General features: G+C 60.6%; 15 protein-coding genes. 6 read left to right on the forward strand and 9 right to left on the reverse strand.

The window, feature by feature from the left end; translation table 11 throughout:
- Window positions 1–158: 158 nt before the first annotated feature.
- Entirely contained in the window at window positions 159–1,706 is a 1,548-nt protein-coding gene (locus C1M53_RS27330; RefSeq protein WP_245488313.1) for an ABC transporter substrate-binding protein, read from the forward strand.
- Window positions 1,707–1,805: 99 nt separating this feature from the next.
- A complete protein-coding gene (locus C1M53_RS27335; protein ID WP_129415200.1) occupies window positions 1,806–2,864 on the forward strand; it encodes a C45 family peptidase in 1,059 nt (352 codons plus the stop codon).
- Window positions 2,865–2,947: 83 nt separating this feature from the next.
- On the opposite strand, the gene C1M53_RS27340 is transcribed toward C1M53_RS27335, so the two are convergent.
- From C1M53_RS27340 to C1M53_RS27355, 4 genes are read right to left on the reverse strand one after another with little or no spacing between them, the layout of a single operon-like run.
- A complete protein-coding gene (locus C1M53_RS27340; protein ID WP_245488314.1) occupies window positions 2,948–4,573 on the reverse strand; it encodes an ABC transporter ATP-binding protein in 1,626 nt (541 codons plus the stop codon).
- Between the two features lie 40 nt (window positions 4,574–4,613).
- Complete coding sequence (locus C1M53_RS27345) at window positions 4,614–5,441, reverse strand: ABC transporter permease (protein WP_129415204.1); 828 nt, start codon at window positions 5,439–5,441, stop codon at window positions 4,614–4,616.
- Complete coding sequence (locus C1M53_RS27350) at window positions 5,438–6,379, reverse strand: ABC transporter permease (protein WP_129415206.1); 942 nt, start codon at window positions 6,377–6,379, stop codon at window positions 5,438–5,440. The genes C1M53_RS27345 and C1M53_RS27350 overlap by 4 nt, the downstream gene beginning before the upstream one ends.
- The gene (locus tag C1M53_RS27355; protein WP_348630013.1) at window positions 6,376–7,464 is read right to left on the reverse strand and encodes a C45 family peptidase; all 1,089 of its coding nucleotides are present in this window, start codon (window positions 7,462–7,464) and stop codon (window positions 6,376–6,378) included. Before C1M53_RS27355 ends, C1M53_RS27350 begins: the two co-directional genes overlap by 4 nt.
- A 229-nt stretch (window positions 7,465–7,693) precedes the next feature.
- Between C1M53_RS27355 and C1M53_RS27360 the strand changes: the two genes are divergently transcribed.
- Complete coding sequence (locus C1M53_RS27360) at window positions 7,694–8,602, forward strand: GntR family transcriptional regulator (protein ID WP_129415208.1); 909 nt, start codon at window positions 7,694–7,696, stop codon at window positions 8,600–8,602.
- A 33-nt stretch (window positions 8,603–8,635) separates the two neighbouring features.
- Here C1M53_RS27360 and C1M53_RS27365 read toward each other — a convergent pair whose 3' ends face one another.
- Complete coding sequence (locus C1M53_RS27365) at window positions 8,636–9,694, reverse strand: ABC transporter substrate-binding protein (protein ID WP_245488315.1); 1,059 nt, start codon at window positions 9,692–9,694, stop codon at window positions 8,636–8,638.
- A 77-nt stretch (window positions 9,695–9,771) separates the two neighbouring features.
- On the opposite strand from C1M53_RS27365, the gene C1M53_RS27370 reads away from it, so the two are divergent.
- Together C1M53_RS27370 and C1M53_RS27375 are read left to right on the forward strand one after the other, a co-directional pair.
- A complete protein-coding gene (locus tag C1M53_RS27370; protein ID WP_129415209.1) occupies window positions 9,772–11,886 on the forward strand; it encodes a TonB-dependent hemoglobin/transferrin/lactoferrin family receptor in 2,115 nt (704 codons plus the stop codon).
- Window positions 11,887–11,898: 12 nt separating this feature from the next.
- Window positions 11,899–12,975 carry a siderophore-interacting protein gene (locus tag C1M53_RS27375; RefSeq protein ID WP_129415210.1) on the forward strand — a complete coding sequence of 359 codons (1,077 nt, stop codon included), beginning with the start codon at window positions 11,899–11,901 and terminating at the stop codon, window positions 12,973–12,975.
- Window positions 12,976–12,981: 6 nt separating this feature from the next.
- Here C1M53_RS27375 and C1M53_RS27380 read toward each other — a convergent pair whose 3' ends face one another.
- Together C1M53_RS27380 and C1M53_RS27390 are read right to left on the reverse strand one after the other, a co-directional pair.
- Window positions 12,982–13,413 (reverse strand): hypothetical protein, encoded by a 432-nt coding sequence (locus C1M53_RS27380; RefSeq protein WP_129415211.1) that lies wholly within the window; start codon window positions 13,411–13,413, stop codon window positions 12,982–12,984.
- Between the two features lie 433 nt (window positions 13,414–13,846).
- Window positions 13,847–14,707 carry a LysR substrate-binding domain-containing protein gene (locus C1M53_RS27390; protein WP_129415213.1) on the reverse strand — a complete coding sequence of 287 codons (861 nt, stop codon included), beginning with the start codon at window positions 14,705–14,707 and terminating at the stop codon, window positions 13,847–13,849.
- A gap of 94 nt (window positions 14,708–14,801) precedes the next feature.
- Here C1M53_RS27390 and C1M53_RS27395 point away from each other — a divergent pair, with 94 nt between their 5' ends.
- The gene (locus tag C1M53_RS27395) at window positions 14,802–15,179 is read left to right on the forward strand and encodes a tautomerase family protein (protein WP_129415214.1); all 378 of its coding nucleotides are present in this window, start codon (window positions 14,802–14,804) and stop codon (window positions 15,177–15,179) included.
- A gap of 105 nt (window positions 15,180–15,284) precedes the next feature.
- On the opposite strand, the gene C1M53_RS27400 is transcribed toward C1M53_RS27395, so the two are convergent.
- The gene (locus C1M53_RS27400; protein WP_165358250.1) at window positions 15,285–15,722 is read right to left on the reverse strand and encodes a GNAT family N-acetyltransferase; all 438 of its coding nucleotides are present in this window, start codon (window positions 15,720–15,722) and stop codon (window positions 15,285–15,287) included.
- A 30-nt stretch (window positions 15,723–15,752) separates the two neighbouring features.
- The gene (locus tag C1M53_RS27405; RefSeq protein ID WP_129415216.1) at window positions 15,753–16,226 is read right to left on the reverse strand and encodes an NUDIX domain-containing protein; all 474 of its coding nucleotides are present in this window, start codon (window positions 16,224–16,226) and stop codon (window positions 15,753–15,755) included.
- Between the last annotated feature and the right edge of the window lie 145 nt (window positions 16,227–16,371).

The raw sequence follows: 16,371 nt of genomic DNA on the forward strand, positions 1-16,371 counted from the left end.
ACTTGGCGTTACAAAAATGCGGTGAAAACAAAAGCTTAGAACGTTTACGCGTTTCCGTGAAAAACGGAAACGCTCCAAGAACGAACACAATTCGTCAGCTGGAGAACAAAAGAATGGGAACAGCTTTGTTAATGGGAAGACGGGAAGTCCTCAAGGCGATGGCGATCACGCTCATGGCCAGCGTTGCCTTGCCTGCGATGGCCGAGGAGGCGCCAAGGAAGGGTGGCACGCTCAATGTCCGCCTGAATGCCGATATCCGGGCCACCAACGGCATCCAGCGTGATGCCAACACCGACACGGTCATGCACCAGATCTTCGAAACCCTCGTCGGCTACCGCACCGACCTGTCGATCGGGCCGGTTCTGGCCGAGAGCTGGAAAGTGTCCGAGGACGGCAAGACCTATACCTTCACGCTGCGGGAGGGCGCCGTGTACCACAATGGCGATAAAGTCATCGCCGCCGACGTGAAATGGAACTGGGAGCGTCGGATGGATCCGGCCAACGAATGGTTGTTCGTCACCAGTTTCGATGGCACCCAGGGGCTCAAGGTCGAATCCGTCGAGGCGGTCGACGAGCGTAATGTCACCTTCAAGCTCAATGCGCCCAACGCGCTCTTTCTGCCATTGTTGGCCGGCGTTCAGGCCAACATCTGGGTCGCAAGCCCGAAGAATGTCGGCGCCGACGGCAAATGGATCGACGGTTCCGCAATTGGCAGCGGCCCGTTCAGGCTGAAGGAGTGGGTCAAGGCTCAGTATGTCGCACTGGATCGCTTTGACGGCTACAAGCCGATCGCCGAGAAGCCAAGCGGATTTGCCGGCAGTCGCGAGGCCTATGTCGATCACGTCCGCTTTACGGTCATTCCTGATACCTCGGCTGCCGAGACAGCACTTTTTGCCGGCGAAATAGACATCCTGCCAAATTTCGAAACAACGCGGCTGGAGGAAGCAAAATCTCACGGCATGAACGTGGTTTCATCGCCAGGATTGTCGTGGACCGCGATCCTGATGCAGACCACGGATCCGTTGCTGTCCAATCCGAAGCTGAGGCAGGCGTTGGCGCATGCGGTGGACATTTCGCAGATCGCCGCGGCTCGCACGAATGGTCTGGCCAAGGCCGATCCTTCGGCGGTGGCGCCGGCGAGCGCCTTTTTCGATGACAGCTTTGCATCGCTGTGGCCGCAATACGATCCCGAAAAGGCCAGGGCGCTGGCCGCAGAGGCCGGCTACAAGGGCGAAAAGCTGAAAATCCAGACCAACACGCGTTACCAGGGCATGTATGAGAACTCGGTTCTGCTGCAAGCCATGCTGACGGCCGCCGGGTTCAACGCAGAACTGGAGGTGCTCGACTGGGCAACCCAGCTCGACAATTACCTTGCCGGCAAGTTCCAGCTGCAATCGTTCGGCTATTCCGCCCGCTTCGACCCGTCGCTGATGTACAGCACGATCATGGGTGACAAGAAGACCGATCCGACCGCGCAGTGGGACAGTCCGAAGGCCTGGGATCTTTATCTCAAATCGGTGGCCACGGATAAGTTCGACGAGCGCAAGGCCGTCTTCAAACAGCTGCATGCCCTGATGGCCGAAGAGGTACCGATGCTAGGTCTCTATTTCGAACCATCGGTGGAGGCGGTCTCGCCGAAGGTGAAGGGCTATGCCGCCTGGCCGGCCGAGAATACCCGCACATGGGGCGTGTGGAAGTCAGAGTAACCTATCCCGACACCAGACGATCAGATCGGGGGCTTTCGCCCCCGATGCCGTTTGAGGAACCAGGTCCGGAACCTCGGACGCGGGCAAAGGAGGAAGATCATGCGCACGGAAAATCTGCCAGTCGTCGATTGTGCCGGGAACGCGCGGCAATGTGGCCAGGCGCATGGCGAGGCGCTGCGCAGCGTGATCCTCGCCAAAGTCGAACGCTGGCGAGAGGCGATCGGTGAAGCCTATGGAATACCAGCTTCGTTGTTCCTGCCGCGCTTCCTGGAGGCGACCGACTTCCGAGGGGCGATCATGGCTCATGCGCCCGATCTCGCCGACGAAGTCGTCGGCATCGCTGAAGGCGCCGGATTGCCCGAGGAAATCTGCTATGCGCTGCAGTTGATGGATGAAGAATGGTGGTGGGGCCGTTCGAATGCCGCCCACTGCAGCAGCCTGGCGGTGGCACCTGCTGACGGTCGGCCGACACTGGTCGCCCAGACGATGGACCTGCCACGCTGGCACGATGGCGCCCAGGCGCTGCTGAAGATCGAGGCGGCGGGCCACCGGAGTCTCGTTTTCACCTCCGCAGGGATGATCGGCCTGATGGGCGTTTCCGGCCGAGGGCTCGGTATCTGCGTCAATACGCTGAGCCAGCTTGCCACCAATCCACGCGGCCTGCCGGTGGCCTTTGTCATGCGCGGCGCGCTTGCACGAGGGACGGTCGCGGCCGCCGCCGATTTCCTCGGCCGGGTGCCGCATGCCTCCGGCCAGAACTACCAGTTGGGTGATCGCAGTGAGGCGCGTACCTACGAATGTTCGGCCGGCGGTGCTGTTCCAATGCCGTTTTCGAACGGCTGTTCGCCGCACACCAATCATCCATTGGTCAGCATGGATCGGCGTGATGCGACTGCACGCATGGAGGGCAGCGAGGATTCCCGTGGCCGGCTGCAAAGCCTGCGAACGGACACTGCCGTCGTGCCTGATGTGACTGCTGCAAAGGCAGGTCTCGCGGCACGGCGGACAGGCGGCATCGTCTCGATAACACCACAAAGTGCGGCGTTGACCGCTCCGATGACGATCGGCTCGGTGGTCTACTCACTCGGTGAAGACATAGAGCTTTCTGTCTGTGCCGGCCCGCCGAGCCATGAAAGCTGGCGCGAGATCGCTGTGTGACAAGCTCGCTCGACGCAACCAGCCGGCCGCCGGTGGCCGGTTGCGTCCAGGGTGCAATCGCTGGTCTTTTTGACGATGCGACGTCAGAGCGCCATTGCTTGTTTGGGCGGATCGTTCTCGGCAAAACGGCGATCGATCAGCATCGCCGCTTCCAGCAGCTGGCGGGTGTAGGGATGTTGTGGCCGGTCGATGACATCGTCGCGTTCGCCGATCTCGACGATGCGTCCGTCCTGCATGACAGCGATACGGTCCGCGACCTGTTCGACCGCACCGAGATCATGGGAAACGAACAGGCAGGCGAAATTGTGCCGGGCCTGCAATTCGCGGATCAGCAGCAGGATCTGCTTCTGCACGGTCATGTCGAGCGCCGAGACCGGTTCGTCAGCGACAACGAAAGCGGGGCGCCCGACAATGGCGCGGGCAATCGCGACCCTCTGGCGCTGGCCTCCGGACAGCTGGTGTGGAAAGCGACGGCCGAAATCCGGCGATAATCCCACCTCGGAGAATACTTCTTCGACACGTTTCGCGCGCGCGGCGGCGTTCATTGATCTGTCGAGCTTCAACGGCTCGGCAATGATATCGGCAATCCGCTGGCGTGGATCGAGCGAGGAGTAGGGGTCCTGGAAGACGATCTGCATCTCGCGATGACGCTCCCGACGCTCCGCCGGCCGACGCCCCTCGGCGTCAAGCAAGGCGATCTGACCCGATGTCGGTCTGACCAGGCCGACAATCGCGCGGCCGAGCGTGGTCTTGCCAGATCCGGACGCCCCGACCAGTGCCAGCGTTTCGCCGCTTCGGACCGTGAGATCGACCCCGTGCACGGCGCGCTTGGCCTCGGTCCTGGAGAAAAGCCGATTGCGACCGGGATAGTCGATGACGACGTTCCTGACCTCAACCACCGGCCTGCCGCAATCGCCGCCACGCGTGCCGCCGGCGCTGCGCCGTGGCAGCGCGTCGAGCAGGCGGCGCGTGTAGTCATGCTTCGGAGCGCGCAGCACCTCCGAGCTCGGGCCGCTCTCGATCGCCTTGCCCTCGCTCATCACGATGACATCGGGGATGTAATGGGAGACCATGCCGAGGTCGTGGCTGATCAGGAGAACCGCGGTGCCATTGGCCTGCGTGAGTTCGACCATCAAATCCAAGACGTCGCGCTGCACCAGCGTGTCCAGCGCCGTGGTTGGCTCATCGGCGATGAGCAGTCGCGGTTTCAGCAACATGACCGAGGCCAGCATGATGCGCTGGCGCATGCCGCCGGAGAATTCGTGTGGATAGGCGGCCAGGCACTTTCCCGGTTCCTTGATCCGGATGCGCTCCAGCATTGCCAGCGAGCGGTCGCGGATCTCAGCCTTGCCGAGCTTGTGATGCAGGCGCAGGCCTTCAGCCATCTGCTCACCGATGGTGACGGCCGGATTGAGCGAAACCATAGGCTCCTGGAAAACCATGCCGATTTCCGCGCCGCGTATCTTACGCAGCGCTTTCGGTTCGACACGGGTGATGTCGCTGCCCTTGAAGAGGATCTGGCTATCGGGAGCCGTTACCAGGGGTTGTGGCAACAGGCCGAGGATGGAACGAGCCGCCATGGTCTTGCCGGAACCGGATTCCCCCACGATGGCAATCATGTCGCCGGAGGCGAGGTCGAAATTCAGCGCATCGACGATGCGCTTGCCGCCCGGGCCGATGGTGATGGTCAGGTCGCGTACCGAAAGCATGGGATTTCTCATGAGACTGGTGCCGTCCATCTTCCTGATCTCAGAGTTTGGGGTCGAGCCAGTCGCGAAGCGCATCACCCAGCATGTTGATGCCGAGCAATGTGATCGAGATGCAGAGCCCCGGCAGGACGATGAGGTGCGGCGCCTGGCCGATATAGGGGCGGGCGGTCGACAGCATGCTTCCCCAGCTCGGCGCGGGCGGCGGAACACCGAGGCCGAGGAAGGAAAGCGCACTTTCCGAAAGGATCACCCATCCGAACATCGTCGTTGCCAACACGATGATCGGCGCCACGCAATTGGGGAGCACATGGCGCGCCATGGTGATGAATTCGCTGTTGCCCATGACACGCGAGGCTTCGACATATTCGCGCTCGCGGATGGACAGGACGGTCGCACGCACGACGCGCACGACGATCGGCATGTAGGCAAGCCCCAGTGCGAGCACGATGCCGTCTCGGCTCGCCCCGATCACGGCCATGATGCCGAGCGCGAGAAGCAGGCCGGGGAAGGCGAGAAAGGCATCGTTGATCATCATCAGGATGCGGTCGGTCCAGCCGCGCAGGAAGCCCGCGACGACACCGAATACGGTTCCGGTGACGAGTGCGAACAGCACTGTTGCAAAGGCGATCCATGCGCTGGTGCGGGCCCCATGCACCAGCCGGCTGAGGACATCGCGCCCGAATTCGTCGGCACCAAGCAGGTGCCGGGTCGAAGGACCGGCCAGCCGCGAGGGCAGGTCCAGCTTCAGCGGATCGTAGCCAACCAGCCATGGTCCGGCTATCGCCCCGACCAGGAGAAGGGTGGTCACGGTGATGCCGAAGACGGCGTTGAACTTCAGACGGGGTTGTCGAAGGGCGAGCGCGATCATGCAGCAACCCTCGGATCGAGGAAGGGATAGAGCAGGTCTACGACCAGATTGACGACGACATAGATCGCCGCCACGAACAGCATCGTGCCCTGAACCACCGGATAGTCGCGGGCATAGATGGCATCGACCAGCAGGCGACCAAGGCCCGGCAAGGTGAACACCGTTTCGATGACGGCTATGCCGCCGAGCAGGCTGCCGAGCACGAAGCCGATCAGCGTCAGGGTCGGCGCGAAAGCATTCTTGAAGGCGTGACGCCACATGACGGCCGACTCGGAAAGTCCCTTGGCGCGCGCGTGGGTGATGTATTCCAGCCGCGCCACTTCGATGGTGCTGGCGCGCGCCATGCGAGCGATCGGCCCAGCCTCGCTTAACACAAGCGTTGTCACCGGCAGGACGATGTACACGAGCGCCGGCCAGAAACCCTGGCTGAAGGGAACATAACCGATCACCGGCAGCCAACCGAGATGGAGGCCGAAGGTAAGCAGCAGCATGAGGCCGAGCCAGAAACTCGGGATCGACAGGAGAATGGTCGAAACCGCGATGACGCCGACATCGCCCAGGCTGTTCTGTCGCCACGCAGCCAGCATGCCCGCCGGGACGGCGATCAAGGCGGCAATGAACACGCCGATGAGCACGATACTGGCTGAAACGGAGAAGGCGCTCAGCATGAGCGGCAGGACGTCCTGTCCAGTGCTGATCGACCTGCCGAAGTCTCCGGTCAGCACATTGCCGATCCAGATCAGATATTGAGCGACAACCGGCTTGTCCAAACCCATCTGCACACGCATGGCTTCAACCTGGCCAGGCTTGGCAAGATCTCCGAGCATCAAGGCGGCAGGGTCCCCGGGGATGAATCGGAGCAGGCCGAAGACAGCGATGGATACAAGGATCAACGTTGGTATCGCGCTGGCGATACGGGTGAGGATAAAGCGAGTCATCTTTCTCCCACTGCACGGGCAACGGTTTCGCGGTAACCGGCCCTGTTGCGTTCGACACGGGCAAGCACGGCTTCATCCATGGCGAGTTCATAGCGCGTGAAGTCACGGCATTCGGCCGGCAGCGGCGCGATTTCCATGTAGCCGGCGGCCGGCTCGAAGATGATCATCGCGACCGTCGCGGAGATGTTGCCGCCTTCCTTCCTGACCGGTGGCCGGCAGACGCTGAGTGGCCAGGCGAATTCGTCGAACAGAGCATCCTTGAGATCGGAGACGGTTATGCTGCCCTGGCTCTTCATGAGCCAGCGCTTTACGCGATAGTCACGATAGAAACTGTCCGGAACGTCTTTCAGCCCGGTTTCCCTGAGCTTCGACAGCGCGACGGGACTTTGCCAGTGATTGGCGTGCACGATGAGATCGCTGTCGGGATAGATGGAGAAGGCCTCGTCAGGAGCGCATTCGAGGTCGACGGCAAAACCTTCCGCCGTGGACAGGATCATGTTGTTGGAGCCGGACTTCGGCGTGATCGCAACGACACGCACCGCGTCCGCGAAATGTGCGGCTTCCAGTGCCCGGCGCCTGATGAAAGGCAGGGGAATGCCGATCTCGCGGTAATCGCGATCCGACTCCAGATAGTTGGCAGTGATACCGATGCCGGCTGCATTGAAGCCGCTACGGGCCAGGCCGCCAGCTTCCGTGAAAGTCAGCAGATCCGGTCCATCCTCGCGCCGGATGCGCAACACGACGGATGTTTCGGCGCATTCCGCCCGCCAGTCCCAGTTCTGGCCGTGGATCAACCTGCCGTCACGCGTCGCATCCGGCAGAACCACTGCGCCGGTACAGCCATCCGGCTCATCATCGGCAATACCTTTTTCACGCCGCGCCAGTTGCAGCACTTCGGTGCGGGCATTGACCATGAGGATCGATGTCAAGTCGACATTGGCGCCGGCGGCGATGCCTTCCATCTCTTCGACAAGATCGGGAGCCCATTCCCGGAGGCGAGGGAGGAAGATCCCGGAGAACCGGCTGATCTCGTCGCGGGCAAAGCCGAACTTCTCCAGCTGTAAGGCATAGAGCGAAATCGACAAGCCGATGCGCGCCCGTGCCTGCTCGCCATAGGCTTTGCCGGCTCGGAGGGGGTTCCGCGGACGTCGATGAGCGGGAAGGGTGGAACGGCTGTCATGCGGTTACCTCGAAAGCGATGATGATGAAGCATAATGCATTTTGATTACATGAAAAGCATTATTTTTAGCAAATCACCCTCTTCGTAATGTCTGGTGACCTGACTATAATGCTGTGAGCCAATCAGGAGGACGCATGGATCGACATGATGAGGAAAGCGACCGGGGCGAGGCCGCAAGCCCGCTGCAGATCGATCTGGCGCGGCGCATCCTCGATCGCATCCGCGATTCCGGCTGGGGTGTCGGAACGCGTATCTCCGTGCCGGATCTCGCACGCACCTTCGGTGTCTCCCGCTCGCCGGTCAGCGGCGCTCTGGAACTTCTGGTCTCCAAGGGTATCCTGGCGCCGCTGGAAACCCGTGGACTGCAGGTCGCGCTCGACGTCACAGGTCTCGATACGGCGGAGGTGCTGCCCAGTTCCCCGCTCGAGGAACTCTACCGACGCATGATGCGCGAGCGTGCGCTTGGAGAGCTGCCGCAGGAGGTTTCGGAAGCCGAATTGATACCGCGTTACGGTGTTTCACGCGGCATCATCCGCAAGCTCCTGTTGCGTTTCGCGGCCGAGGGCCTGGTGCAGCGTCTGCCGGGCCATGGCTGGCGTTTCGCGGATTCGCTGGTCGGCGAGGATGCCTACCGCGAGAGTTATGAGTTCCGTACTGCGGTCGAATGCGCCGCGCTGCGCTCGCCCGGTTTCCATGCCGACCCGCAGGTGCTGATGCCGGTGAGGCGGGCGCATGAACGAGTGCTGAGCGATAGCGACAGCATCGGCGGCGACGAGTGGTTTCGCATCAACGCATCGTTTCACCAGGGGTTGGCGATCTGCTCGGGAAATCGCTTCCTGGCCGATGCGGTACGCCAGCAGAATAATCTGCGCCGCATGCAGGAATCGGCCGGGTTCGACGAGCTTCCGTCCGAGCGGATCGAGCAGTCCTGCCGTGAACACCTCGCCATACTCGACGCCATAGACGCCGGCGAAATGGAGTGGGCCGAGGCTCTGCTGCGGCAACACCTGAGGCAGGCGTCGGAATTCGCTACGTTATCGTAGCAGCAAGCCGGCGTTTCCAGCGGGAGCAAACGATCAGTTGCCGGCTTCGATCTCCGGATACAAGGCTTTGGCCAAGTCGCGTATGGCATCGGCCGTGCGCGGGCCGAAACCGATCATATAGGCACCGTCGAGCACGAGAAGCGCCTTGGATTTCGCGGCAGGGGTCGCGGCCAGTGCCGGCACAGAAAACACCTCGTCTGCGGTCGGTCCTCCTTTGCCGTCGCCCATCATCAGGATGACATCGGGTGCCAGTTCGATCAGTTTCTCTTCCGACGCGGCCTTGTAGCCGACCACTTGCGCCATCGGATTGACGCCACCGGCGTAGCGGATGATGGCATCCGCGGCGGTGCCGGACCCCGCCGCCGTCAAGCGCACGAGACCGTGGAAAAACACCACCTTCCTGCGTTTTTCCGCGGGAATGCCAGCGGTAAGTTTTGCCGCCGCATCGAATGTCTCCGTCACCCGATGGGATACGTTCACGCCCGGTTGCTTCAGATCGAGTGCTGCGGCGACGAGATCGATCTTGCGCAGGATGCCGTCACGGGAGTTATCCTCCGGAATATAGACGATCGGGATCGTCAGCGACGACAGCACATCAACGGCTTCGGCAGGCCCAATGTCTTCCGCCGCGATGATCAGATCCGGATTGAGAGCTGCCACACCCTCGACGGAGAGCTTGCGCCGGTAGCCGACATTCGGCTTTTCGGCCGCGGCCTGCGGATACTTGCTGCCTCTGTCGACAGCGACGATGCGATCGCCGGCATCGAGCGCGTAGAGGATCTCCGTGATGTCGGACCCAAGTGTGAGAATCCGCTTTGCCGGCCCAGTTTCAACCTGGCGCCCGCGCGCATCGACCACTTCCGCTGCTTTGGCATTCAAGCAGAAGGGGGATACCGCCCCGATCAGGAAGGACAAAGCCAGGGCGGCGAGATGCCTTGTCGACCGACAGGCCCCAACGTTACCCGGAAGCAGGTCTGTGGCCATGGCGTCGGTCCTTGATTTCAGCGGGGGCATATTTTGTTTGATGCCTATACGATTAAAGTTGACTAATGTCATCAAGTTTAAATATCTAACCGCTGCCGCTGCCAACAAGCAGCGCGTTCAAAACTGCCAGCCACGCCCGTCGGGTACCGCCAGCCACGCATGTCATGAGCGGGGGCTCGATCCGAATGAGACTGACAAACAAGACAACGTGGCTGGCAGGAACAGCGATTCCAATCCTGTGCTGCACGGTGATGACTTTGCCGGCCAGTGCCCAAAACACCCAACCGACGGCCGAACCCTCCAAGACCAGGAAGCCGAATCCTGCAGAGGCGCAGCAATCGACGATGCTCGATCGCATCACCATCACTGCTACCATGGTCAAAGGTGCCGTCGTCGACGCATTGGCGGCAATCAGCGCTGTCGACAGCACGGAACTCGAGCGCATACAGCCCGATACCGCCGCGGATATTTTTCGTGCCACCCCCGGTGTTGCCGCGTCGATGAACGGGGACGATCCGGCAACGGCGATCAACATTCGCGGCCTTGAGCAATATGGCCGGGTCGTGGTCACCCTTGATGGCGCCCGTCAGGACTACTGGCGCGTCGGCCACGGCTCCGGGTCGTTCTATGTGGAACCGGAGCTGATCAAGGAGGCGACCGTCATTCGTGGGCCAAGCTCCAATGCCTATGGCTCGGGCGGCATCGGCGGCGTGGTTTCCTTCGACACCAAGGATGCAAGCGATTTCCTCATTGCGGAAGAACGGTGGGCGCTCAGCGAGAAGCTCGGCTATGAAAGCAATGGCAGGGGCTTCACGACCAGCACGACTGGCGCATACAGATTCAGCGAGGATGCGGATGTCATCGGCAACCTCGTCTACAGAAATCGCCATGCCTATAAGGACGGTGATGGCAGCGAGGTGCCCTGGACCGGCGAGAAGGTGACAAGCGGCTATCTCAAGACCACCTTGCGCCCGGCGGACGGCCATGAACTCAAGCTCGGCCTGATCCTGCAGAACTACAACGACTTCATCACCGGTTCGAGCGGCTCCACGTCGCCGACGCTGAGCCGCTACGACGCCGATACGGTGAACCAGACCTATACGGCAGCCTATACGTTCCGGCCCGAGGACAACCGGCTGATCGATTTCAGCGCCAATCTCTATCACAACCGGACCAAGGCAGATCAGGCGCAGGTCTGGCCGAAATCGGAGATCGGCCAGTCACGCTACTACGACGTCGCAACAACCGGGTTCAATCTCAAGAACTCTTCGCGTTTCGAGGCATTCGAGTTTGCCCACACCGTCACCTATGGCGTGGACTACTACCACCTGACAGGGGATTCGGATGCCGCGCATTTCGGTGCGGGGAAGCAGCAGGGCTACGGCGGTTTCTTGCAATGGCAAGGCGACTACAACAACTGGCTGCAGCTCATCACCGCGCTGCGTTACGATGGCTATACACTCGACGGACAAACCAGGACCAAGCCGCCGGTTGACGCGTCGGTCTCCGGCGACCGCTGGTCGCCGCGGGTGACCGTTGGCATCACTCCGGTCGAAGGGTTACAGCTCTATGGAACCTATGCCGAAGGCTACAGGGCACCTGGACTGCAGGACGTCTACCGTGGCGGCGGTGCACATGGCTCGGGCGACAGCTACATACCCAATCTGCTGCTGCAGCCGGAAACGGCGAGGAGCTGGGAAGCCGGCGTCAATCTCAAATACAATGACGTGCTGACGGCTGGTGATCTGGTTCGCGGCAAGATCAGCCTGTTTCACACCGATGTCGAGGACTACATAGACGTTGATCTGACCAAGACGCTCAGAACCGCCATCAACATCGGCAATGCGCGCCTCAAAGGTGTCGAAGCCGAGATGGTCTATGACTATGGCGTTGGCTTCGTAAATCTTTCCGGCGCACTGATCGACGCCAAGATCGTCGATGGCGTCTATGCCGGCCAGACCTTGAACAACACGCCACTCGACCGCTTCGCGGCAACCATCGGCTTCCGTGCCCTCGAGGACAAGCTGACCTTCGGTGCACAATTCCTCAGCATTGGAGAGATCACGCGCACCAGCAGGTCGAGACCGAAGGATCCATCGGTCGTCGATCCTGGCTTCAACCTGGTGAACGCTTTCGCCAATTGGCAGATCAACGACCACACGCGGCTGGATTTCGGCGTCGATAATATCTTCAACACGTCGTACACGGACCCGCAAAGTTCATGGTCGACCACGGCTGCGACCGAGCAAGGGAAGGGCAGGACCTTCAAGATTGCCCTGACTGGCCGCATTGGCGGCTGAGGAGGGGAGATCATGAACGTCCTGAACTGCGAAGCGCGTCTGCAACTGCCGAACCTTGAGCGATACCTTCATCTCATCACCGACAGGGTGATGAGTTTCGACGCCAGGATGTCCCGGAACGACGAACGGGTCGACTTCCGTTTCGCCTTTGGCGAAGCGGCATTTGAAATGAAATCCGACCTGCTGGTTTTGCGTGCCGGCGCTGGCGATCGCGATGGGCTCGCGCGCGTCAAGGATATCCTTGCCACCGCCGTGGAGATCTACGCCAGGCAGGACGAACCCGAGATCATCTGGGCCGGCGATCTTGCCGGGGACACACGGCTTGCCCAGTTCCGTGAAATGACGGTCATCCACGTTGCCGATCTGACGCCGCACATGCGGCGTATTCGGCTGGCGGGCGAGGATCTTGTCCGTTTCGGCAAGTTCCAGGGCATGCACATTCGCATTCTGTTTCCGACAGCGACCATTCCGGATCCGGTCTGGCCGAGTCTCGGTGCCAATGGACTGCCGGTGTGGCCCTCGGACGACCGACGACCGACGGCTCGCGTCTACACGATCCGCGCTCTCGATCTCGAGGCCGGGCACATCGATGTCGACTTCCTGATCCATGAAGGGGAAAGCGTCGGCTCGGCCTGGGCCATGCAGGCGAGGGCAGGTCACAAGGTTGGCATCATGGGGCCTGTCGGGCGACCCGTGCGGCCAGCCGACTGGTATGTTCTCGGTGCCGATGAAACGGGATTGCCGGCGGTCGGCCGGTTGCTGGAGACGTTGCCGCCACAGACGAAGGGCGTCGCCTTCGTCGAAATCGCCGACGGAAACGAACGGCAACAGATCAACAACATCACCCAGATCGAATTGCACTGGCTGGAGCGGAACGGCAAGGCGCCTGGAATGGACGGACGCTTGGCCGAACAGGTCCTGTCGGCGCAATGGCCAGGGCAGGGCACGGCCTTCGGCTGGTTCGCAGCAGAGGCGGAAGCGGCCAGGCTTGTTCGAACCACCTGGCGCGATCAGATGGGACTAGGTCGAGACCAGACCATTGCCGCTGCCTATTGGCGTCGCGGACAGGCCGGGCTGATGGCGGGGTGAGGCGGGTTATCGCTGGCATCCCTGATCGCCGGTTTCAGTGAAGGATTTTGTCGCGACGTCATATCGATAGGCAATGGTTTGTGTGGTGCAGGCGTCTTCGTAGCGCGTGCAGGCTGCCATCGAAACGCATAGACGGTTCTGCATGCCCCAGACCTTGGCCGGGGGCTTGTCATAGATACCATCGTAGATCGTCTGTGTTTGATCGCCGTCGTCGTGCCAGGTCGCGGTAATTTCCGAACGGAAATGATCGTAGCCGATGCTGCTATAGCCGACGGTGTATCGGACAGTCCCGACGCCGGAAACATTGGCTGTACCCGATGCCAGGTCGGCCCAGACCTCTTCGGCATAGGCAAGGCCCGTGGCGAGTAAGATGCAGCTGGATAGAAAACAGGCCCGCAGGATCGAGAGGTTACGCCCTGAAAATGCTGAAAAAGTCATTGTGAACAATATTCTACCGCCATCTGTTATCGGTTTCAATCGGCCGTGCGTTCGTCACGAGCAAGTGGCTTGAGCCAGGAAATCGGTCTATCCCTACAATATGAGAACTCTCGGAAACCTGATCCTGTCCGCAGTGCTGGCGCTTTTTTGCAGCCTCGTCGTTGCGGGACTTTTTCTGCCCGTCTACGGCATTTTCGAGGGTGGGACGCACAATTGCCTGAACGATGGCATCGGGGAGTGTGCTTCCATCGTTCCGCTGAGCGCACTCATCTATGGACCGCTGTTTTCCATTGCTGGCGTCCTGGTCGGCACGCCCATCTTCATGGTGATCTTCGCATGCTGCAGCTCCCGCTCATCGCCCGGATGATCTTGCAGCGCCTGGTTATTTGCGGGCAGGGCGGTCTTCTCGGCGCCGAGGCGAAAAAGCCTTCGACTAGCCCCGCACTGCGTTCCTGAAGGCCGCCGACAGCGCGGCAAGCGCATCGCGTGGTCGATCTTCCTTGACCCTTGAGTGAAACAGGATTGGCAAGCGTGGCAATTCGGGAAGCCCGAGTTTGGGGCCTACGTCAACTGCACCGAATGGCACCATGCGCGGAGACAATGCGGCAACGCCGAGCCCGGCCGTGACGGCGGCAGCAACCGCCGTCACGCCGCCGCCGACGAATACTTCGGTCCAGGGCACGCCTGCGGTGTCGAGAAGTCGCTCAGCGATCGAACGCACACCGCATGGTTCAGCCATCGTGGCAAGTGGCAGCGGCTCGTCTGCGCGATGCCGCCAGTCTGGCGCTGCGAACCAGCCGAATTTTTCTTCGGCAATGATTTCTCCGTCGCTTCGTCCGGTATGCAGGCGGACGATCACCGTATCGAGTTCCCGCCGATCGAAGCTTTGAAGCAGGTCGCCCGAGGATCCGATCCGGATTTCGATCAACAGCTGCGGGTCCTGTGCGTTCATGCGGGCGATCAGCGCCGGGAGATCAGGCCCGGCAACATGGTCGCTGATACCGATGGTGAGGCGCTGCCGGGACGATCCGCCGAATACGGCGAGCGTGCGATCGTGTTTCTCCAGGAGTTCACGAGCGTGTTCAAGGAAGGCCGCGCCTTGCGCCGAAAGCTGCACGGACCGGGGCGTCCGCTCGACAAGTCTGCGACCGAGCCGCTTTTCGAGCCGCTTCAGTTTCAAGCTGACGGCAGCCTGCGTCGTCCGCATGGCTTCAGCCGCACGCGTGAAGCTTTCGAGCTCCGCTATGCGGACGAAGGCCCGGACGGCATCCAAGTCGAGGGGATGTTCAGTCATTTCTAGCCGTTATCGCTGAAATTATCTTTCATCGAATATGAAAATGTTCGGACGGCCCGTAACGTCAAGTCCTTATCCATGGAAAGGACCTGCGATGCCGCTCGTTCACATCTCGCTGCGCGCCGGAAAGCCGGAGACCTATCGTCAGGCGATCTTTGACAACCTGTACCGCGCGATGCGCGAAACGCTCAATGTACCCGAAGACGATCAGTTCATGACCATCAGCGAGCACGGCGCCGCGAACTTCCGACATGGCAATGCCTACAGCGTCGCCCGGAGCAGCGATGTCGTCTACATCCAGATTACCGTGTTCAACTCCCGCACTGCGGAACAGAAAAAAGCGCTGTTCGGGCGAATAGCGAAACTGCTCGGTGAAAACCCCGGCATTCGGCCGGAGGACGTGTTCGTGAACATCCTTGATGCCCCGAAGGAGAATTGGTCCGTCGGCTACGGCCTGGCGCAGTTTGCCTGAAGTCGTGTCCGAAGCCTTGTGCTGCTGCTCGCCATGGACTGACGACGAGATGAGCGGGCAGGGGCTGGACGGCTGCACATCGCATGCTCGAGTGTCTTTGGTTCTTCACGAGATCGCGAGATCCAGATGCATCGGGACGCTCTTACCCTCGATTTCAGAGTCCCCACCAACGAATCCGCATTTTCGATAGAAACCAACCGCATCGGCGGCCACGGATGACGAAATGCGGTTGATCCCTTCCTTGCGGCAGAAATCAATGATTTTGGAAATCATTTCCCGCCCGTAGCCGCGCCGCTGAAATGTCCTGTCGATCGCCACCCGCCGCAGTTGCGCATGTGAGCCGTTGATGTCCACCCGTGCAACCCCGACATAGTTCCCGTCGATTTCGAGCAGTACCGCGTGGTTGCCGGGGTTGGTGTCGTCGGGGTGGTTTGCATCATAAGCGGCCGACAAGCCTCTGTCATCAAAGAGGATTCTCTTGCGGATGTCGTGATAGGCCTTCCATTGGTTCGCACTCAGAGGCGAAAGAAGCAGGACAACCAACAAAACCTCCTTCTCTCTACCTCGAAAGAGCTAACCTTCGGATCGAATGCGCAACAACGGGTTTGGTTGTCGTTCAACAAATTCCTTCTTGAGATGATCGAGTGTCGCCCGTTGTCCGGAGAACGGCAACAGTTCCGTAGCCTCCCCAAAAGATAGCCAACGAAAATCATCATGTTCTTCGTTGAGTTGGACCTCGCAATCCGGGGGCGCAAAGGCGACGAATACGGGGGTAATCGCTATTACGTCCCGATCGGATTCGTAAAATTGCTCGCAGATATCGGCGGAATATACTTCATTCAAAATGAGGCCAGTTTCTTCGTGGGCCTCCCGGATTGCCGCCTGCCACGCTGTTTCCCCATGTTCGACGCTGCCCGCAACCTGACACCATTGTCCGTTGAGATTTTTGCCTGTCCGCCGCATCAGCAGGAGATCAAAAGCACCGTCTCGAGGTCTTAGGATGAATAGAGAGATTGCATAGGACTTGATCGGAATTTCACGCTTCAAAGCTTCCTCCTGACGGGTAGCGACACGACCATCTTTGCCGAAAGTTGAGCAGGGCACGAAAACCTCGACAGCAAATCGGGGATCGGTTTCAGGGACACAAGTTCGATTGCGTTGTGCCAACACATCAAAGTCGCATAAGATAGAT

Origin of the sequence: Mesorhizobium sp. Pch-S (assembly GCF_004136315.1) — a bacterium.
Lineage (GTDB): Bacteria > Pseudomonadota > Alphaproteobacteria > Rhizobiales > Rhizobiaceae > Mesorhizobium.